This is a genomic window from Nocardia gamkensis NBRC 108242 (genome assembly GCF_001612985.1).
GTDB classification, from domain to species: domain Bacteria; phylum Actinomycetota; class Actinomycetes; order Mycobacteriales; family Mycobacteriaceae; genus Nocardia; species Nocardia gamkensis.
This window is the reverse complement of record NZ_BDBM01000016.1, coordinates 86,607-106,383: the sequence shown is the minus strand read 5'-3', so window position 1 is coordinate 106,383 and position 19,777 is coordinate 86,607. Positions and strand designations below refer to the sequence as shown.

Genomic DNA, 19,777 nt, shown 5'->3' with positions numbered 1-19,777 from the left:
CGGCCATCGCTAGGCGGCCGCGAAGAGCGCGACAGCGCCTGCCGTCTCCACCACGCCGTAGAACCAGGTCGGGTAGAAGGCCGTCCGCTCATCGAGCACGGCGGACGCCACCCGGCCGACGGCCATGCCCGCCAGCGCCGCGCCGACGGCGACCATGATCCCGCCGCGCAGCGTGCCCAGGCCCGCCGCTGCCACCGCGAGCACGGCCGCCATCGCGAGGCCGAAGCCGCCGTAGACGGCGCGCACTTCGTATCGGGCGCTCGCCTCGGTGAGCCGGACGCCGAACGGCCGGATCAGCGCGGCGGGCGCGGCGAGTGCGTACACGCCCATGCCGAGGAAGAAAACACCGATTACTCCGCACACTGCCTGTGCCACTGCGACCTCCAAATTCCGGTTCGGATGGGATGCCCAGCTTGCACCGCTCGCGGCGGCGAACGCTTCCGAAAACCTGCTCTCTCCGGTCGTGCCGTCCGATGTACCGGGTTCGGCCTCACCTGCCGGGCCCCGGCTACGGCTGCATGGCAACGGCCGATGGCATGAACATCGGTGATCGAGCGGACGGCCGACCGCAGCGACGGCTGACATGGCTGCCGAATCCGGCCTGCCCGGGCAGACGCGAGCACCAACCGGCACGGCTCGCGGGAGACGGCGGGCTGAAGGTCCTCCGGTGGCACATCGCCGGAGCCCACCTGCGTTCCCGAGCACCGAGGCGGACCGCGGGTCAGCCGGTCGCCGACCGCCGCGGCATCATGGCCGAAGCGATGAGCATGACGGCGGCCATCGTCGCGATCGTGACGAAGACCAGATGCACCGCCGAGGCCAGTGCGGCGGGCAGCGGGTGATCGGTGTGGCCGACCCGCGAATTCACGATCGCGCCGAACACCGCGACGCCCACCGCGCTGCCGATCGAGCGCGCGAACATGTTGGCGGAGGTCACCACGCCCCGTTCGGTCCATTCGGCGCTGGTCTGCGCCGCGATCAGGGTCGGAGTCGCGACCAGGCCCATGCCGGTGCCGATGACGAAGCACGACGCGGCGACCTGCCACAGCGCCGAGTGCTGGGTGATCAGCAGCGTGCTCGCGGCGCCGAGCGCCGCCAAGCCGCTGCCGATCAGGGCGGTCGCGCGGAAGCCGATGCGCAGGTACACCTTTCCGGCTTGGGACGCGGCCAGCGGCCAGCCAAGGGTGAGCGCGCCGACCGTCAGGCCCGCGACCAGCGCACCCGTGCCGAGCACACCCTGGGTGAAGGTCGGCACGTAGGAGGTGAGTCCGAGCAGGACGGCGCCGATCAGCACCGACACCAGGCTGGAGGCGATCACCACGCGGCGGGTGAACACCCACAGCGGCAGTATCGGATTGCGCGCCCGGCGTTCGACCAGCCCGAACAGCACGAGCAGGAGCACGCCGCCCGCGAAGATGCCGACGCTCACCGGCGATGACCACGCCCACGCCTGGCCGCCCTCGAGCAGTCCGAGGATCAGCGCGCCCGCGCCCACGGCCAGCAGCGCCGCGCCCGGATAGTCGACGCTCTGCCTGCGCCGCGGCGCGCTCTCGGCGAAACTGCGCACCAGCATCCATCCGGCCAGCGCGCAGAGCGGAAGATTGATCAGGAAGATCCAGCGCCAGCTGACGTAGTCGGCGAACAGGCCGCCCAGCAACGGGCCCGCCACGCTCGACATTGCCCACACGCTGGCCAGGTATCCCTGGACCTTGGCGCGCTCCGACAGCGTGTACAAGTCGCCCGCGATCGTCATCGTCATCGGCTGGATCGCTCCGGCGCCGATGCCCTGGACGGCGCGGAAGACGATCAGCCCGAGCATGCTGGTCGCCACGCCACACAGCAGCGAACCCAGTGCGAACATCGCGATCCCGAACAGGATCACGGGTTTACGCCCCACGGTGTCGGCGAGCTTGCCGTAGATCGGCACCGTCACCGCCTGCGCCAGCAGATAGATGGAGAACAACCAGGGGAACTGCGCGAAGCCGCCGAGGCTGTCGGTGATGGTGAGCACCGCCGTGGCGATGACCGTCGAGTCGAGCGCGACCAGCGCGGTCGCCAGCATCAGCGAGCCGAGGATGGCGCCGCGCTCGGATCGGAGCCCTACGGACGCCGTCACAGTCTCGGTCGCCACCGCGGCCCCTCTCGTTCGCCTGCCTAACCACCTCGAACGACCGTATCCGCCCTCCGGCTATTCCCGCATACGGATTTTTCGTGCTCGGAGCGGCCTGCCCACCGCGGCGGCGGGCCGGCGAGGCACCGGCGCGACCGTAATCGTCGGTGGCCGGCGCCCCGGGTCACCGGTGCGGGTCCGCCCCGGTCGGGGGCGGCTGTGCGTCGAGGACGGCGAGTTCCTCGTCGGTGAGCAGTCGCGAGCGGATCAGAAAGCGCACCCCTTCGGGCGCTTCCAGGGAGAATCCGCTGCCCCGGCCCGGCACCACGTCGACTGTGAGATGGGTGTGCCGCCAATACTCGTACTGGTCGGCGCTCATCCAGAACGGGGTGTCCGCCGCCGGATATCCCAGGAGCACGTCCGACGCGCCGACCCGGAATTCGCCGTGCGGGTAGCACATCGGTGCACTGCCGTCACAGCAGCCGCCGGACTGATGGAACATCACCGGGCCGTGCTGCTCGATCAGTCGGCGCAGCATCGCTCGCGCCGGTCCGGTGAACTCCACGCGGCCGACCGGATCCGGCATCAGAAGAATCCGAGCTTGTCCGGCGAGTAGCTGACCAGCAGGTTCTTGGTCTGCTGGTAGTGGTCGAGCATCATGCGGTGGTTCTCGCGCCCGATGCCGGACTTCTTGTAGCCGCCGAAGGCGGCGTGCGCGGGGTAGGCGTGATAGCAGTTGGTCCACACCCGGCCCGCCTTGATCTGGCGGCCGAGGCGGTAGGCGGCGTTGATGTCGCGGGTCCACACTCCCGCGCCGAGTCCGTAGAGAGTGTCGTTGGCGATCTTCAGCGCCTCGTCGACGGAGTCGAATGTGGTCACCGACACGACCGGTCCGAAGATCTCCTCCTGGAAGATCCGCATGTCGTTGCGCCCGGAGAAGATCGTCGGCTCGACGTAGTAACCGCCGGGGAACTCGTCGACCTTGCGCGGGCCGCCGCCGGTGAGCACCTCGGCGCCCTCTTGGCGGCCGATGTCGATGTAGGACAGGATCTTCTCGAACTGGTCGTTGCTGGCCTGCGCGCCGATCATGGTGGCCTCGTCGAGCGGGTTGCCGCTGCGGATGGCTTTGGTGCGTTCGATGCACCGGGCGATGAACTCGTCGTAGATCGAGGAGTGGATCAGCGCGCGGGACGGGCAGGTGCACACTTCGCCCTGGTTGAGCGCGAACATCACGAAGCCCTCCACCGCTTTGTCGAGGAAGGCGTCGTCGGCGGCCATGATGTCGGGCAGGAAGATGTTGGGACTCTTTCCGCCCAGTTCGAGCGTGACCGGGATGATGTTCTCGCTGGCGTACTGCATGATCAGCCTGCCGGTGGTGGTCTCGCCGGTGAAGGCCACCTTGGCCACTCGTGGGCTCGAGGCGAGCGGTTTGCCCGCTTCGACGCCGAAACCGTTGACCACGTTGAGGACTCCCGGCGGCAGCAGATCGGCGATCAGCTCCACGACCTTCAGGATCGAGGCCGGGGTCTGCTCGGCGGGCTTGAGCACCACGGCGTTGCCCGCGGCGAGGGCCGGCGCGAGCTTCCAGGTGGCCATGAGGATCGGGAAGTTCCAGGGGATGATCTGCCCGACCACGCCGAGAGGTTCGTGGAAGTGGTAGGCGATGGTGTCGGCGTCGATCTCGCTGATGCCGCCTTCCTGAGCGCGGACCGCCCCGGCGAAGTAGCGGAAGTGATCGACCGCCAGAGGCAGGTCGGCGGCCAGCGTTTCCCGGACCGGCTTGCCGTTCTCCCAGGTCTCGGCCACTGCCAGGGCCTCGAGGTTGTCCTCGATCCGGTCGGCGATCTTGTTGAGCAGGTTGGCTCGCTCGGTGGTCGACGTGGCGCCCCACGCGTCGGCCGCCCGGTGCGCGGCATCCAAGGCCAGTTCGATATCGGCGGCCGAGGACCGCGCCACCTCGCAGAAGGTTTGGCCGTCCACCGGCGAGGGATTCTCGAAGTAACGGCCTTCCATCGGGGCGGTCCACGCACCGCCGATGAAATTGTCGTAGCGCTTGGCGAATTCGACGACGCTGCCCTCGGTTCCCGGCTTCGCGTAGCTCATGGCGGGTGACTCCTCGCTGGTTGCGGACGTGATGCACACGGCGCGGCGGCCGTGATGCGGGTCACTATGCCTCGCGAGGGTTGACGAAACGTTGAGGCGCGCGAGCTCAGTCGCGCAGCGCGCCGTGCAGCCGGGCGGCCGCCAGAGCACGACGCCCGTCGCCCGCGGGAAGCAGGCGAAGCGCGTGTTCGTGGATCTCGATGTCGTGCGGTGCGCGCTCGCCGTAACGCAGCGCGTGCTCGACGTTTCCGCTGGACAGTACCGCGGTGCGCACGCCGACCGCCAGGTACTCGCGCCACCGCACGATGCCGGGGGTGTCCGAGTCCGGCAGCAGCGGCCCGCGATACAGCTCGACCGCCGTGGCGGTATCGCCCGCTTCGAGCGCGGCGAGCACATCCACGGCGTCACAGGACAGCGGGCTCACCAGGCGGTAGACCCGGCTGGTGATGTCGCCGCCGGTGGCGCGCCGCAGGTAGGACATCTCGGATTTGAGCGTGCTGGCCCCGACCGGCCGGTCGCCGTACACCGCGAAGTGCAGACGTTCGTGGGTGAACCCGTCGGGTTCGAGTGCCAGCAGGGTCAGGATCTCCAGGTGCCTCGGCCGTAGCCGCACGGGGGCGCCGTCACGGATCAGGCGGGCGCCGCCGAGGCAGGTCAGCCGGACTCCGGGCGTGGCCATGCGATGGTGCAGCTTGGTCTCGATGGCGGTGACCAGGGTACGGGCGGTGGACAAGGCCAGCGGGTGCGCACGATCCCAGGTGGTGGACAGGTCCAGCACGCCGAGCTGGCGACCGTCCGCGGCGCGGATCGGCGCGCAGTAGCAGACCCAGCCGTGCAGGGCGGCCACCAAGTGCTCGGCGGAGAACACGGTGTGCGGCCGCGCGGTGCGCAACGCCAGTGACAACGCGTTCGTGCCCATGTGCGCCTCGTCCCATCGACCGCCCGGCGCGAAGTTGACCTGTTCGGCGCGGCGGCGCATCACCGGACCGCCGTGCGACCACAGGATGGTGCCGGTCTCGTCGGTGATCGCCGCGACGTAGCCCGCGCCTTCGGTGATGTCGCGCAACTGGTCGGTCAGCTCGGATACCGGTGTGCGCAGCGGGGACTCGGCCCAGCGGGCGGCCACATCGGCGTCGGCGTGGGGTGCGTTCTCGCACGCCGGATCGACGGTGCGCAACGATCGCAGCCACGATTGCGCGACCTCGCTGCGCAGCGCGGAATCACCCTGCGGTGTCCCGGCGGGTATCCATCGGGACCACTCTTGTTCCAGTGCAGCGCGTCGCTGCGAGAGGGAACTGCGCTGTGCCATCTCCGCGATCCTGTGTCTTCGCTCCGATCGTCTCCGTGCCCTCCCATCATGCCCCAGCACACGGCCGGGCATTCCGTTTCGGCGCGACGTCCACGGGTCTGGACGAACGACGATCGGGCCGCCGCGTTCCCCTCGGCCGACCAGCGCGAAAGTGCGCGGACACCCAGGCGATCCCGGCGGCGCGACCGGCGATCGGTGTGCGGCCGTCTTCCGGCCGCACACCGATTCGGCCGATTACGGCGTGGAGAAACCGATCAGCGCACCGATGCCCGCCCCGATCGGAACGGTGACCAGCGCGCCGACTCCGCCGAGGAAGAAGCCGATCACGGCGCCGATGCCCGCGCCGATGAGGGCGCCGATACCGGCGTTGTACTGCTTGCGCGCGAGGGTGTCGTCCTCACCGACGAACTGGGTGAGGCGCTCGGTGGTCGCGGGCGCGTCGACCGGCGTCACCGTGAGGGTGCGGCCGGCATCGGTGATCGTGGGCGCCAGCCCGTGCGCCGCGCCGGAGGCCTGGAACGCCAAGGGCATGGTCGCGACGACCTGTCCCGTCCCGTTGCGCAGTTCGACGGCGCCCGCGTCGGCCGTCAACGCGAAGGTGCCCGCGTCGAGGGTGGTGACCACCCCCGTGCCGTCGGCGGCGGGAGCCGAGGTGAAACCGATTCCCTGCTCGACGCCGTGCACGCTGACCTGTGCCGGTGCCGCGGGCTGTGCGTGCGCGACACCCGTCGCTATTCCGGTGGCTCCGACCGCCAGCAGGGCGGTTGCGGCGAATCTGTTGACTCTCATCGTTTTTCCCCACATAGTCGTGTCGGCCACGAGTGCCGACGAATCCCCGAGATGCCGGTTCTCGGCCCCACCCATTCTGGCCGTACGGCTTTCGCGAAGCAATCGTTCTGCGAATTTCACGAAAAATCGGTGACGTGCCCGCACCTGTGGCGCTACTGAATTACGCACGGGCAGCGCTCGTTTCGCTGTCCGATTCGGCCGAATTGCAGATTGTGTGCTGATTCGTCTGGCGCGGTGCGAAATTCGCGCAGCCGACGCTGATTTCTCCGGAAAATTCATACGTGGCAACCGGATCGGTACGTGTTCGTCGGCCGAGCGCTGCCGGGGTGCTGGGTTCATCGAGGGTGAACTTCGCCGCTCGGGCGGCCGCTCGGCGCGAGGCCGCGATTCGAGGCCGCTGTGGGGTTGCGGCACTCGATCCGGAGATCGCGTCGGTACGTATGGCTACCGGACTCGGGGAGCGATTTCGCCGGGTGCCAAATGATTCCGGGGCCGCGCCCATGCGGAGCCCGGCCGCGAACAATGCGCCGAGTCGGCGGCGCGGAGCCGGAATCATCTGGCGTGCTGCGGGAGCGTTCCGCTCAGAACGCGCTACCGGTGCCGGGCAGCATCCAGGCGATGCCGGGCCAGATGCCGAACGGGCTGCCGTAGAAGCCGAACGGGTTGCCCCCGTAGCCGTAACCGCCCCAGCCGCCGTAGCCACCCCAGCCGCCGTAACCGCCCCACCCGCCGTGGTGGCCCCAGCCGCCGTGGCGGTGCCAGCCACCGTGGATCTCCTGCGCCTGGCTCGCCTGCGCGACGGTCGGCTGCTGCGCCATCGCGGGCGCGGCGACCGCGGCGACGGGGGTCAGTGCGAGCGCGGCGACCATCGCCACGCGGACAACCGCTCGCCGGGCGCGTCCGGTCTCGACGTCGTGAATCATCGGTACTCCCTCACTTCGGTACGTCTTCGTCCGGTCGGTGACCGATTCGGAGGTCATCGACCCAATCTAACCAATGCGTATCGTACCGTTGAATAACGGTACATTCAATGTGGTTCGATCGTGCGAGAATTTCCTTCCCACGGAGCGTCGCCGGTCGTGACGGGTGGTCGCGCTGGGTACCGTCGGTGGCAGCGGACCACCCGAGAAGGAGTCGATAGATGGCTACCAGTGCCGATGTGCTCACCGACGCCTACGAGCGGATCAAGGAGGTGGTGCACGAAGCGGTGGACGGGCTGGCGGACGACCACCTCGTCCACCAGGTCGATCCGGGCGCCAACTCGATCGCGTGGCTGATCTGGCATCTCACCCGCGTGCAAGACGACCACCTCGCGGAAGTGGCAGGCACCGAGCAGGTCTGGACCGCGCAGGGCTGGTACGACCGCTTCGACCTGCCCATCGACGCGGGAGCGACCGGCTACGGTGACCGCCCGGCCGACGTGGCGGTCATCCGGGCGTCGGCCGAATCGCTCACGGGCTACTACGACGCGGTGCACGAACAGACGCTGCGTTTCGTCCGGGAATTGACCGACAGCGATCTGGACCGCGTCGTCGACGTCCGGTGGGATCCGCCGGTGACGCTGGGTGTGCGGCTGGTCAGCGTGATCTCCGATGACCTCCAGCATGCGGGCCAGGCGGCGTTTCTGCGCGGTGTGCTGGAACGGACGGAGTAACCGGCACCGGGAAGTCGTCGACCCGTGCGCGGCCCTTGTCGTGACGTAGGTTGATGCCGCGCAAGCCGAATGTTCACAGAGAGTGCCGTCGTGGTCGTGAAGAGTGTTCTGGTCGGTGTCGCCGTGCTCGTTGTCGTGGGCGTCGTCGTGCTCACGGTCGTCGGCGCCCACTGGTATGTCTGGCGGCGGCTCGTGCGGGACACGACCGCGGCGGGGTCCCGCGCCCGGCGCGTCGGCACCGCCATCGTGCTGGCCGGGCCATTGCTGCTGTTGGGCGCGACGGTGGCGGAGCTGGCGTCCGCCCCCTTCGCGGTGGTCCGGATCATCGCCTGGCCCGGCTATCTGTGGGGCGCGTTGTTCGTGTACCTGCTGCTGGCGCTGGCGGTCGGCGAGCCGATCCGGATCCTCGCGCTGCGCCGGTTCGATCGAGGCCGGGCGGGACCGAACCGGGAATCTGCTGCGGAGATCGATTCCGTCCCGAAGTCTTCCGGGGGGAGCGGTTCCGAAGAGGCGTCTGCTGTGGGGGCCGGTTCCGCGCCGGAGTCCCTGCCGGACACGGCCGCTCCCGCTGAGTCCCCGAAGACTCGCCTACCGCGCCGCGTCTTCGTCTCGCGGGTGGTGAGCGGCGCCGCGGTCGCCGCCGCGGCGGCCACCGTCGGCATCGGCGCCTACGGCGTCCTGGACGGACCGAGTGTCAAGCGCGTCGCCGTGCCGCTGGCGAAGTTGCCGCGCCGAGCCGACGGGTTCCGCATCGCGGTGGTCAGCGACGTGCATCTCGGTCCGATCCTGGGGCGCGGCTTCGCCCAGCGAGTGGTGCGCAGTGTCAACGACACCCGGCCCGACCTCATCGCGGTCGTCGGCGACCTGGTGGACGGCAGCGTCGAGCACCTGCGGTCGGCGGTCGAGCCGCTGGCCGGACTGCGTGCCCGCCACGGCGCGTTCTTCGTGACCGGAAACCACGAATACTTCTCCGGCGCCGAGCAATGGGTGGAGCACGTTCAGGAACTCGGCATGCACCTGCTCGCGAACGCCCGCACCGAGCTGCCCGGGTTCGACCTGGCCGGGGTGAACGACGTACAGGGCGAACGCATCGGGCAGGGACCGGATTTCGGCAAGGCGCTGGGCGACCGCGACCGGGCGCGCACCGCGGTGCTGCTGGCGCATCAGCCCGTGCTGATCGAGGACGCGGTGGCGCACGGCGTCGATCTGCAGCTGTCCGGCCATACCCACGGCGGCCAGCTCTGGCCCGGCAATTACCTTGCCGGGCTGGCGAATCCGACCGTCGCCGGGCTGGAGCGATACGGCGACACGCAGCTGTACGTCTCCCGGGGAGCCGGGGCGTGGGGCCCGCCGGTGCGGGTGGGCGCGCCGTCGGACATCACCGTCGTGGAACTCGTATCGCTCCAGGCCTGACCGCGACTCTCGCCGTCAGCCGAACAGGCCGCCCAGCACACCGCCGCTCTGGCCGGCCTCCTGTCCGCCGCCGGTGCCTCCGACGAAGCCGCCCGGCGGCAGCTCCGACGGCTGCACGATGACGAAACCGTGTCCGGAGAACGACAGCGTCATCCCCTCGCCGGTGCTGCGGCCCATCAGCCTGCCCAATCCGAACGAATCGTTGCGTTTGATGCCGGTCTGCAGGCTCGACGACCAGGCCACCGCCGCCTGCGGATCGGCGTAGGTCGGCTGGTCGACGTTGAGTACCACCGGCGTGCCGTGGGTGGTGATGGCGATGCGGCCACGTCCGGTGAAGACGCAGTTGAACAACCCGGCGTTGCTGGCGAATCCGGCGGCGCCCTGCACCATCCGGATGTCGTAGCGCAGGGTGGAATCGAAGGCCAGCACGTTGGCGCCGTTGATGGTGAGCCCGTCGGTGCCGTCCAGGTCGATGGTGTGCACGTCGGCGGCGCCGTTGGCGACGAACAGGTCGCCGCGCCCGGATACCTTCATCAGCGGAACGCCCTCGCCGGTCAGCCGCTGCTGGATCGCCCGGCCGATCCCGCCCGCACCCAGCGCCTGGAATTGCAGATCGCCCTGGTAGGCGACCATCGATCCGGCGCGAGCCATGACCTCGCCGTTGACGGCCACCTTGATCATCTTGCCGCCCTGCTTCTGGATGCCCGCGCCGGTGACTTCGGCGTGGCTGGGGGCGAACAGTTCGCTCTGCATCGGCAGCGCTCCTTGCTGAGGTGAGTGCATCGGTGGTGGCGGCACCGCGGCGGCCGGCGCGGAATAGGCCGGTGGCGGTGGGTAGGAAGGCGGTGGCGCGGGCTGGTACGCCGGTGGCGGTGGTTGATTCGCCGGTGGCGGGGGAGGTCGATAGGCGGGCGGGGGAGCGGGCGCCGGGGTCTGCGGGGCCGGTTCGTCGTCGATGCTCACGCCGAAGGCCGTCGCGATTCCGGCCAGTCCGTTGTCGTAACCCTGACCCACCGCGCGCACCTTCCACGCGCCGCCGCGACGGTAGATCTCCACACACACCACGGCGGTCTCGGTGCTCAGCCCCGTCATGGGGAAGGCGAGCGTGCCAGAGGGGGACGCGATGGTCGCGCGCAGCGACCCCGCGGACGCGAAGGTGGGCGGGCCGTTGCCGTCCAGGCTCGCGGTGACGACGACGCGATCCACGTCGCCGGGCAGCGCGCTGGTCTGGATGTCCACCACGTCGCCCGCGCCCCGGCCGTGCCGGTAGGTGACGCCGGGGGCGACCGGTTGATTGAAGAACACGAAATCGGCGTCGGAGCGCACGCGCCCCGCCGAGTTCAGCAACAGCGCCGAGACGTCGACGGGGGCCGAGCAGGTCACGGTCACCGTCAGCCGGTCGCCGGGCGCGGGGCGGTTCTCACCGCGGGCGAGGTCGGTCACGGCAGGCCGTCCGATCCGCGGCGGCGCCGTCGGGTTGACATGCGATTCACGGGCTCCAGTGTGTCGTGCGGGCGGAAAGCGCGCCACAGGCACACCGGGTCGCGCGTCGACCTGGCGCTTCGAGTCGGTGCGCTGGTCGGTCCATCGCCGTCATCGATCACGGGGCGTTCGCCGATCGGAGGACCGATGCCGGCCGGAGGACGCGAGCCGGGACCGGGGCCATTCCGGCGGCGGAACACCGATGGTTGGGCCCGCCTCGGCCGACGTGCACGCGGTCGGGCACTCAACCGCATCCGGCCTGCGGCGGCGAATCCCCGGAACGCGTGAGAGCCCGGCCGTGTCGGCCGGGCTCTCGTCATGGATTCGGGTCAGAGGACTTCGGCGTACATGGTGCCGTCGAGGATGCCGAATTCGACCTGCCCCGGGAACAGGGGCAGGGCGCCGGTGGCGTGCTGGGTGTGGTTGAGCGCGATGGTCTCGGTGGCCCACCGGTGCAACGGCTCGGGTAGACGCAGGACCCGGTGGTCGGTGCAGCGAACATACGGATAGGTGGTCTCGCCGGGCCGGGCGAGCGGGTTGTGGATGTCGAGGGTGGCGATGTCCAGGACCAGGCCGGTGTGCTTGGCGGAGGCGACGGTCGGTGGCTGCAGTTCGATGTCGTCCATGACCGAAGACGGTAGCTCGAAGGATGCCCGAAGCGGGTGATTCCACGCGAATGTCCCTGCGATTTCATGGGAAGCGGCGGGACGGCGAGGTTCATCTAATGGGGTGAACCCCACCGCTACCACCAGCGATCGCGGCAGGCTTGGGCATACCGATGCCGCGCCGGATGTCCCGGAGCCACCGGGACTGTGCCGAGCCTAAGCGACGCTGAACGTTCGCGGGGCGTTTCCGGGGAATCGGCGGACGTTGCCGCCCGGCCCGGATCCCGTGGCGACCGGTGGGTAACCGGCGTCGGAATGTCCGATTCCCGGTGCTGCGGCTTACTATGCCTGCGGCGTCAAAGAAGCTGTGCGCGTTGAGTATCCGGCACGGCGGTGTGCTATTCGATTTTTCCCTGCAGGAGGTTGGAAGACGTGCTCTATGTAGTCATCGCGGCTATTGTCGTCGCGTTGTTGGCCTTGTCGGCCGTGGCGATGGTGTGGGATCCGCGCCGTCGTACGGAGTCGGACGAGTACGACTACGAGTACGGCATGGACGAGGACGGTATAGCGCCGGGCGAATACGCCCGGTCGGGCAGCGTCGAATGGCCGCGCAAAGAGAGTGTCTGACCGGCGGTCAGGGCCGCCCGGCAGGCGGTGACGTAGCTGATGCCCAGCCGAGCGCGGCTGGGCATCAGTTGTTTTCAGCGAAATCCGCGTCGCTCGGCGACGCCGGTCACTCCACCGTGAAGTCGCGCCACGACGCGTGCAGTCCCTGTCCGCGCAGCGACGTGCTGTGTCCGTCTTCGATCGGATGCAAGGTGATGATGCCGAAACCGATCTGCACGGTCTCGGGCAGCTGCGGCGCGCGGGTGGTGTACACCGGGGCGTCGTCGACGTACCAGCCCGCGGTGCCCGCGGCCCGGTCGATCGTGACGCGGTAGCGGTGGAACTCTCCGGGTTTGATGTCGATCCCCGCCAGCGGCGCGTGCACCACGTGGGTGAACGCTTCTTCCGCGGGGACGACGCCCGGCACGAACAGCCGCTCGTGGATGGCGTAGGCGTGCTTGCTGGTCGCGATCAGGTCGAAGACCTGGGCGCTGCTCATATCGAGGACGTTGAACGCGGCGAAGCCGTCCCGGTAGTCCTCGCCGGTGGCACCGATGTTCTCCGCCGCCATCTCCACGGTGAAAGTCCGTGGACCGCCGGTGAGATCGAACGTTTCGGTCGACACCAGCAGATGCTTCGGGTTGTCCAGGATCTGGACGTCGGCGTGCGAGCGGGTGAAGGCGTCGATCCGGACCGACACGGCACCCTCGCCGACCTCGGTGCGGGCGGCCGGGTCGGCGTAGCGCCAGCTCTGCCCGGGCCCGAGCGGGACCTCCAGGTGACGCCACCGGTCATCGCGGAGGTCCGGTCCGTTCAGGTCGTCGTAAGTCATTGCGGCAATTACCTTTCAGCCGTGTGGTCCGGCGGCGGCATCCGATAGGTCGTCCTCGATCGCGCGGCGGCGCAGTGGGGTCACGACGCCGTTCGACGATCCGGACTTGTAGGCGACGCCGCCCAGCAGCAGACGTTCCTCGGTCATGCGCGGGCGTATCGCGGGACCCATCGGCCACCAGTCGTCGAGTTCGACCAGGCCGGGCTCGATCAGTTCCAGATCGCCGAAGTACGAGGCGATCTGCTCGCGGGTGCGGTACCAGCCGGAGCCCAAACCCATTTCGGTGAAACGCCGTTGCAGCTCGATGGCCATCTCGTGCGCCTCGCCGCCGTCGGCCGGATCGTAGAAATGCGTGATCGCGACGTAGGAGCCCGCGGGCAGCGCATCGATGTACTGACGCATGATCCCGGCCGGATCGAGGTCGTCGTCGACGTGATGCAGGATGCCGCACAGGATCAGCGCCAGCGGCCGGGTGAGATCGAGGTGCCGGGTGACGTCGGAGTGCGACAGCAAGGTCTTCGGCACGGTGAGATCCGCGGGCACGAAATGTGTGAACTCGTTGCGCTCGAGCAGGACGCGGCCATGGATGTTGCACACCGGGTCGTTGTCGACGTACACCACGCGCGCCTGGGGATTCTGCTGTTGGGCGATCTCATGGGTATTGCCGACGGTCGGCAGCCCCGCGCCGATGTCGAGGAACTGGTCGATGCCGACGGTCCCGGCCAGATAGCGCACCACGCGGTGCAGCCAGCGGCGATTCATGCGCGCCACTTCGCTCTGCCGCGGCGCGACTTCGGCGACTTTGTCGCGCACGTAGCGGTCGACTTCGTAGTTGTCCTTGCCACCGAGGGTGGCGTCGTAGACGCGGGCGATGCTCGCGCGTGTCGTGTCCACGCCTACCGGCGCGCGAACACCGGTCCGGGGAGCGTGCTCGGACATGGAGACCTCTCTGTAGTTTCCGTCGCCTGGCTCACCAGCCTAGGGTCCGCCGAATCGGCGGGCAATCCGTGCGGATACGTTCGGCGGGTGCTGATTTCGTGGACCGACGGCGGTCTCGCCGACCACGACCGAGCATACGAATCGGTCGATACTCATCGGCCGATCGCGGTGGTGACCGTTGGGGTTTCATGCCACCGAGGACGGCGGCAGGCTCGTCTCGGACGCCCTGCTCGGTGATCTGCACGTCGTTCGAAGTCATATCGGGCTCCGTGGTGGGGAACTGGTTCAAGTCTTGCGGCCGACGCCGCCGAGGATGAGCCGTTCGTCGGGCCACGGCGTGCGCAGCGCGGGGCCGCCGGGCCACCATTCGTGCAGCTCCACCAATCCCGGTGGAACCATTTCCAGTCCGTCGAAGAACGCCTGGATCTCCGCGCGGGTGCGCCACCGGCCGGTGCCGAGACCCCCGTCGTGCAATGCCCGCTCGGCCCGCCTTGCCAGGACGTGCAGATGCTCGTTCTCGTCGGCCGGATCGAAGAAGTGGCTGATCATCACATAGGAGCCGGGTGCGAGCCGATCGATATACCGCCGCATGATGCCCGCGGGGTCCTGGTCGTCGTCGACGTGGTGCAGAGTGCCGCACTGCATCAGCAACATCGGGCGGGACAGGTCGAGGTAACGGTTGACCGCGAGGCTGTCGAACAGATCCGCGGGGCGGGTGAGGTCCGAGTCGAGGAAGTGGGTGCGTTCGTTGGCTTCGAGCACCTCCCGCCCCCGGACGACGCAGGCCGGGTCGTTGTCCACGTAGACCACCGCGACCGCGGCGTCGAGTTCCTGGGCGATCTCGTGGGTGTTCTTCTGCGTGGGCAGTCCGCTGCCCAGGTCGAGGATCTGATCGATGCCCGCCGATCGGGTGACGTACCGGACCACCCGCTCGAGCCAGCGCCGATTCGCGGCGCCGACGTCGTCCTGGTGCGGCACCGCCCGCTTCAGGTGCTGGTATACCTGCCGGTCGGATTCGTACCAGTCCGTCCCGCCGAGGGCGTAGTCGTACACGCGCGCGATGCTGGGCACCGCCGGGTCCACACCCGCTAGGCGGGTCGATCCCTCTGCCGACGTCATGGCGCTCCTCCTCCGCGTGGCCACCGTCGGGGGCGACTCTACGCATACCGCCGCGGGATCGCTCGGATTTGTGGGCAAGATATTGCGTTGGCACTCTTGCGAATACATGTTTGCGCCTCGGGCGTTCCGGGCACGCACTCGCGCCTGGACCGCCGTCCGGGAACGGACTAGTAGGATTTGCAGCCGACGTTCAGACAGCTGTGATGGTGGAGGCACAACGCCCCGCGGTCTAACCCCGATCGGCCGGAGGCATGCATGAGCAACGACGAGGATGCCGGTGACAACGCGGAATTTCCTGCCGCAGAACGTGGTCCGACCGTCCTTCGGATCGCGTTGGGCAGCCGGTTGCGACAGCTGCGCGAGGGCTGCGGAATCAGCAGGGAGGCCGCGGGCGACGCCATCCGCGGATCGCACGCCAAGATCAGCCGACTGGAACTGGGCCGGACCGGTTTCAAAGAACGTGACCTGCGCGACCTGCTGAGCCTCTACGGCGTTGTCGACCCCGCTGAACGCGAAACGTATCTCGAACTGGCTCGCCGGGCCAACGATCCGGGCTGGTGGCAGCACTACAGCGATCTGCTTCCCGCGTGGTTCGAGACCTACATCGGCCTCGAACAGGCCGCCACCACGATCCGCACCTACGAGGCGCAATTCGTGCCCGGGCTGCTGCAAACCGCCGATTACGCGCGCGCGGTGATCCAGCTGGGCAATACCGACGAGACCGAACGCCGCGTCGCCATTCGCATGCGCCGCCAGCAGATCCTCTATCGGGCGGCCGCCCCGACGCTCTGGGCGGTCATCGACGAGGCCGCGCTGCACAGGCCGGTCGGCGGGGTGGAGGTCCTGCTCGAGCAGATCGAACATCTGGTCACGATGGCCGACCGTCCCAGCATCCGGATACAAGTACTGCCGTACTCGGCGGGCGGGCACTCCGCCGCGGGTGGCCCGTTCAGCATCCTTCGATTCCCGGAACCCGAGCTGGCCGACATCGTCTACACCGAGCAGCTCACCAGCTCGTTGTATTTCGACAAGCAGCGTGATGTCGAGCTGTACATGTCGGTCATGAACCGGATCAGCGTGGAGGCGCTGTCTCCGGCCGAGAGCATCGGTTTCCTACGCGAGTTGCTCGGCGGCATGCGCTCGGGCGAATAGGACGCGATCGACGCCGCGGAGCGGGCCGTACTCGCCGCGCGGCTTGCGCGGGGAGTTTGCTCAACGCATCGACCTTCTCCGCGCACGTGGTACTTGCGCACATTCGGAGCGGGGCCATTTCGGCCATTTGAAGACCGGGCGGTTGGATCGATTCAAGGCGTCGCGGTCAATCGTGCAGCACCCGAATCGAATCCTCGCGCTGGGGCGTGAATTCTGTTGTAGTCGGCCATAACTCGTCGAAATGAGACCCCCGAAAGGTAACAGTTCGGCATCGCCGAACCCTTGCCGATGCTCATCCGTTATCGATCGGCGTCTGTCCACCTCGATCTTCGAGTATTTCGAGACCGGTGGCGTCAATGCACATGCACGCGCGCATGTACGTACCGATGGAAGATCACCGATGCGACGCGGCCGCGGTGATGTGGCAGGATTCCAGTCGAGGTCGGGGTCTGAGGAAAGGCTCGGGCAGCGGCTGGTTCGGCCACGGCGACCCCAACGCGAGTTGGGGTCGCCGGCGGAGCCGTTACGAATCGCTCCGACGTCCGGATTGCCGGAAGTTCACGGTGTCAGCACGATTCAGATCGGATTGCCTTCCTTGTTCTCCAACGCCTGTACCGCTTTGTCCGCTTCGGCCAGCGGGAGCACGGCACTCACCGATTCGGCGAAATCGATGAGGTGGACATCCGACAAGCAGACACCGGCGCCGGCGACCTCGATCAACACCTGGCCGGGCCCTGGAGTCGGTTCCGGCACCTCCTCCAGGCGGAACCGCTGCCCGTCGGCGGCGCGCGGGAACAGTCGTCCAGCGAGCATGTCCTCAACTCCTTCTACGGCACTCGCCGGCGCGGTCAGGGCGTCCAGGTGATGCGGCCGCCCTCGAAGTCCTGGGCTTTGCCGTTCTCGAAGTCGTATTCGTCGCTGGTGGGATAGCCGTAGCGTCCGGCTTCGGCCGCCGCGGCCTCCCAGGACTCACGGATGGACCCCCAGACGACGTGGGTGCCGCTGCGCGGGGCCGAATAGATGGCTCCGCCGCCGAAGAGGTTGTAGCGGCCGTTGCCCGAGCGGGCGGGGGATTCGTCGGTGATGGGGAACCCCAACGGGCTGCTCTCCCACCCGAAGGCGCCCCACTTGTCGCGGATCGCGCCGCCGATCTGATGCGCGGCGGTGCCGAGGGACCAGTAGATGGACCCGTTCTGGAAGACGCTGTAGCTGCCCGGTTTCGAGGGTGTCGCCGCTTCCCGCGCCACGGGATAGCCGAGCGCTCCGCCTTCGTAACCGAGATTGCCCCATTTGTCGCGGATTGCCCCGCCGACTTGATGGGCTCCGGTGTCCGGGTGCCAGTAGATGGAGGAGCCGCGCTCGAACGCCTGGTAGCGGCCCCCGCCGACGGCGGGCGAGTCGGGCGTGACCGGGTCGCCGAAGAACGCGGGCCCACCGGCCTCGTCGTATTCGACCTCGATCGCCCCGCCGACGTCGTAGGGGCCGATCGGGCGTGCCGCCGCGTCGGTTCCGATGCCGGTGAGCAGAGTGCCGAGCGCGGCGGCGATGGCGAAAGCGCCGCGGGTGGTCGAGCGGTTCGGGCGACGGTGCCGTGCCAAAGTGAACTCCTGTGCATCTCGGGTGGGTGCGGGATGGAGCTGAAGCTGTGGTCGGCGTAGCGAAGATCAAATTACCTCTCCGCGTCCCGATACGGAGGAATACGAGGTAGTCGACCGATCTGGTGTCGTGCCCGCCCGATACTTGCCGTGAGCGGCCCATCCAAGTCGTCCGGGGCTCCGAACAAACTGGCGGTGCTACCGTGCCCACGGTCGCACCTTCTCGGATACGGCGCCGCCGGGGCAGGGTGCCTGCACCTCTGGCCCGGCGGCGTGTCCAGCCCGAACAGGCTTCCGGGCAAGGGGATCCGTTGCCGTCAGCGCAACGCGCGCGCCGCTTCCGCCGGACACCGTGGCGCTACTCTGCTCCGTCGCCGGTACCTGCCTGAGCCCGGATCACCGGGGGGCGATGCCGACTGGCGTCCTCGGTTCACCGCGTTGAGCTTCGGCGCACGGCTGCTCGGCCCCTTTTCGCTTGGCGGGTGGGGGATACGGGATCGCGGCGATGCGTCTCGGTCTCACGCGGGGATCGCCGCGCGCCGGGGGAGAGCGATCAGAGCCGTGCCTTGATCTTCGCGGCGAACTCGTAGCCGACCTGCCATTCGCTTCCGGACGGGGCGAGGATGACGCGCGCGGCGCCCGCCTCGGCGTAGGCGGCCAGTTGCTCGGCGGCCCGGCCGGGATCGGTCGCCAAGGGGGGCGCCACGATCGTCACTTCGAGCGGTGGGCGGCCGTATTCCTCCGCCAGCGTCGCCAATTCGGCCGCGGCCGCGGCCACCTGAGGCGGCTCGAGTCCGAGGGCGATCCAGCCTTCGGCGTAGGCCGCGGCGCGTCGTCGCGCCCGTTCTCCGTCGCCCGCGATCAGCACCGGCGGCATAGTTGCACCCGGTGCCAAGGTGACCTCGGTGCCATTCGGGAGTACCGCGGGCCGCCCGGCGACCAGATCGGGCAGGACACGCAACGCCTCGTCCGTGCGACGGCCGCGCTCGGCGAAAGGCGCGCCTGCCGCCCGCCATCCGGTGTCCCCGTGCGCCGGGTTGCCGGTGCCGACGCCGAGGATCAACCGGTCGCCGGAGACGTACTGGAGCGCGGCGATCTGCTTCGCGGCCCACGCGACCGGCCGCAACGCGAGCAGCAGCACGCCGTAACCGATGCGGACGCGATCGGTGACGGCGGCGGCGGTGGCCAGCACCACGGTGCTGTCCAGAATCGGCGCGCCGGCCACGAGATGATCGGTGGACCACACCGAGTCCAGGCCGATCTGCTCGGCGAGACGGGCGGCGGCGCGCACGTCGCCCAGGATCGGTCGCGCGGGATCGGGCGTCGAGGTGGGCAGGATCGTGCCGATTTCCAAGGTCATGGTCATGACGCTACGAAGCCGCGGCACTCGCGCCAATGTTCCGCTCGCTCGAGTCGATATCCCGGACGCTCATCTCGAAGCTGCGGCCGGAAGCAGTGCCTCGACCAGGGCGCGGGACCGGGCGGCCGGACCCGTCGAGCCGAACGCCTGTGTCGTGGCGTAGACGCCTTCCATCACCAGCATCAGCTGATCGGCCAGCGCCCGCGGGTCGGCGACCGGCGCGGTCGCCGCGAGTTCACCGACCAGCGTGCCGAACTGTGCCCGCACCCAGCTCTTCATCGCGACGGCGTGTTTGTGGCCGAGCACGTCGCGGTCCGGGAATTCGCCGAGCGCGATGAGAAACGGACACCCGCGACAGGATTCGGGGCGCACCTGCTCGGCCAGCGCCTCGAACAGGGCCAGGATGCGCTCGCGCGGGCCGTCCCCGCTCGCCACCGTGGTGAACCACTCTCGATAGTGGCGGTCCTCGCGCTCCAGGTACGCGGCGACCAGATCGTCCTTGGAACCGAACAGCCGGTACAGGGTGGGCGGCGCGACGTTCGCCTCGGCCGCGACGCGATCCACGCCGGTCGCCCGAATCCCTTGTTCGTAGAACAACTCCCGCGCGACGACCAGGATGTGCTCCCTGGTCTCCGCGGCGGCTCGACGTTTCGGTTCCACGGGAATAGAGTAGCCGCTGTCAACGATGTTAGGGAACGTTACCTAACGA

General features: G+C 68.8%; 20 protein-coding genes. 4 read left to right on the top strand and 16 right to left on the bottom strand.

Going from position 1 to position 19,777, the window contains the following annotated elements; all coding sequences use genetic code 11:
• Nucleotides 1-9: 9 nt before the first annotated feature.
• From NG1_RS38300 to NG1_RS15460, 7 genes are all read right to left on the bottom strand, one after another.
• A complete protein-coding gene (locus NG1_RS38300; protein WP_245659912.1) occupies nt 10-375 on the bottom strand; it encodes a DUF4345 family protein in 366 nt (121 codons plus the stop codon).
• Between the two features lie 346 nt (nt 376-721).
• On the bottom strand, nt 722-2,131 hold the full coding sequence (locus NG1_RS15485) for an MDR family MFS transporter (RefSeq protein ID WP_062971389.1): 1,410 nt from the start codon (nt 2,129-2,131) through the stop codon (nt 722-724).
• Nucleotides 2,132-2,294: 163 nt separating this feature from the next.
• A complete protein-coding gene (locus NG1_RS15480; protein WP_062971387.1) occupies nt 2,295-2,696 on the bottom strand; it encodes a DUF779 domain-containing protein in 402 nt (133 codons plus the stop codon).
• Entirely contained in the window at nt 2,696-4,213 is a 1,518-nt protein-coding gene (gene exaC / locus NG1_RS15475) for an acetaldehyde dehydrogenase ExaC (protein WP_062971385.1), read from the bottom strand. Before exaC ends, NG1_RS15480 begins: the two co-directional genes overlap by 1 nt.
• Nucleotides 4,214-4,319: 106 nt before the next feature.
• Nucleotides 4,320-5,522, bottom strand: a complete 1,203-nt coding sequence (locus NG1_RS15470) for a helix-turn-helix domain-containing protein (protein WP_084498936.1) — start codon at nt 5,520-5,522, stop codon at nt 4,320-4,322.
• A gap of 234 nt (nt 5,523-5,756) precedes the next feature.
• A complete protein-coding gene (locus tag NG1_RS15465; protein WP_062971500.1) occupies nt 5,757-6,311 on the bottom strand; it encodes a DUF8020 domain-containing protein in 555 nt (184 codons plus the stop codon).
• A 581-nt stretch (nt 6,312-6,892) separates the two neighbouring features.
• Entirely contained in the window at nt 6,893-7,234 is a 342-nt protein-coding gene (locus NG1_RS15460; protein WP_157114067.1) for a hypothetical protein, read from the bottom strand.
• Nucleotides 7,235-7,452: 218 nt separating this feature from the next.
• Here NG1_RS15460 and NG1_RS15455 point away from each other — a divergent pair, with 218 nt between their 5' ends.
• Entirely contained in the window at nt 7,453-7,965 is a 513-nt protein-coding gene (locus NG1_RS15455) for a mycothiol transferase (protein WP_062971381.1), read from the top strand.
• Between the two features lie 90 nt (nt 7,966-8,055).
• The gene (locus NG1_RS15450; protein WP_062971498.1) at nt 8,056-9,378 is read left to right on the top strand and encodes a metallophosphoesterase; all 1,323 of its coding nucleotides are present in this window, start codon (nt 8,056-8,058) and stop codon (nt 9,376-9,378) included.
• Nucleotides 9,379-9,393: 15 nt separating this feature from the next.
• On the opposite strand, the gene NG1_RS15445 is transcribed toward NG1_RS15450, so the two are convergent.
• Nucleotides 9,394-10,821, bottom strand: a complete 1,428-nt coding sequence (locus NG1_RS15445) for an AIM24 family protein (RefSeq protein ID WP_062971379.1) — start codon at nt 10,819-10,821, stop codon at nt 9,394-9,396.
• Nucleotides 10,822-11,189: 368 nt separating this feature from the next.
• A complete protein-coding gene (locus NG1_RS15440; protein WP_062971377.1) occupies nt 11,190-11,486 on the bottom strand; it encodes a hypothetical protein in 297 nt (98 codons plus the stop codon).
• Between the two features lie 411 nt (nt 11,487-11,897).
• Here NG1_RS15440 and NG1_RS15435 point away from each other — a divergent pair, with 411 nt between their 5' ends.
• Nucleotides 11,898-12,092, top strand: a complete 195-nt coding sequence (locus tag NG1_RS15435) for a hypothetical protein (protein ID WP_157114066.1) — start codon at nt 11,898-11,900, stop codon at nt 12,090-12,092.
• 106 nt (nt 12,093-12,198) lie between these two features.
• On the opposite strand, the gene NG1_RS15430 is transcribed toward NG1_RS15435, so the two are convergent.
• The 3 genes from NG1_RS15430 to NG1_RS15420 all read right to left on the bottom strand — a co-directional run bounded on the left by NG1_RS15430 (nt 12,199) and on the right by NG1_RS15420 (nt 14,961).
• Nucleotides 12,199-12,903, bottom strand: coding sequence for a DUF6081 family protein (locus NG1_RS15430; protein WP_062971373.1), 705 nt, complete (start codon nt 12,901-12,903; stop codon nt 12,199-12,201).
• Between the two features lie 15 nt (nt 12,904-12,918).
• Nucleotides 12,919-13,842 carry an SAM-dependent methyltransferase gene (locus tag NG1_RS15425; RefSeq protein WP_084498935.1) on the bottom strand — a complete coding sequence of 308 codons (924 nt, stop codon included), beginning with the start codon at nt 13,840-13,842 and terminating at the stop codon, nt 12,919-12,921.
• 285 nt (nt 13,843-14,127) lie between these two features.
• Nucleotides 14,128-14,961 carry an SAM-dependent methyltransferase gene (locus NG1_RS15420; RefSeq protein ID WP_062971371.1) on the bottom strand — a complete coding sequence of 278 codons (834 nt, stop codon included), beginning with the start codon at nt 14,959-14,961 and terminating at the stop codon, nt 14,128-14,130.
• 255 nt (nt 14,962-15,216) lie between these two features.
• Here NG1_RS15420 and NG1_RS15415 point away from each other — a divergent pair, with 255 nt between their 5' ends.
• Entirely contained in the window at nt 15,217-16,113 is an 897-nt protein-coding gene (locus NG1_RS15415; protein WP_062971369.1) for a Sco1979 family transcriptional regulator, read from the top strand.
• Between the two features lie 576 nt (nt 16,114-16,689).
• Here the strand turns inward: NG1_RS15415 and NG1_RS37855 are convergent.
• The 4 genes from NG1_RS37855 to NG1_RS15395 form a co-directional block, all read right to left on the bottom strand.
• Nucleotides 16,690-16,926 carry a hypothetical protein gene (locus NG1_RS37855; protein ID WP_062971367.1) on the bottom strand — a complete coding sequence of 79 codons (237 nt, stop codon included), beginning with the start codon at nt 16,924-16,926 and terminating at the stop codon, nt 16,690-16,692.
• 35 nt (nt 16,927-16,961) lie between these two features.
• On the bottom strand, nt 16,962-17,711 hold the full coding sequence (locus NG1_RS15405) for an LGFP repeat-containing protein (RefSeq protein ID WP_084498934.1): 750 nt from the start codon (nt 17,709-17,711) through the stop codon (nt 16,962-16,964).
• Nucleotides 17,712-18,261: 550 nt separating this feature from the next.
• Nucleotides 18,262-19,068: an LLM class flavin-dependent oxidoreductase gene (locus NG1_RS15400; protein ID WP_062971494.1), complete on the bottom strand. Its 807-nt coding sequence runs from the start codon at nt 19,066-19,068 to the stop codon at nt 18,262-18,264.
• Nucleotides 19,069-19,137: 69 nt separating this feature from the next.
• Nucleotides 19,138-19,728 carry a TetR/AcrR family transcriptional regulator gene (locus tag NG1_RS15395; RefSeq protein ID WP_062971365.1) on the bottom strand — a complete coding sequence of 197 codons (591 nt, stop codon included), beginning with the start codon at nt 19,726-19,728 and terminating at the stop codon, nt 19,138-19,140.
• Nucleotides 19,729-19,777 lie beyond the last annotated feature (49 nt).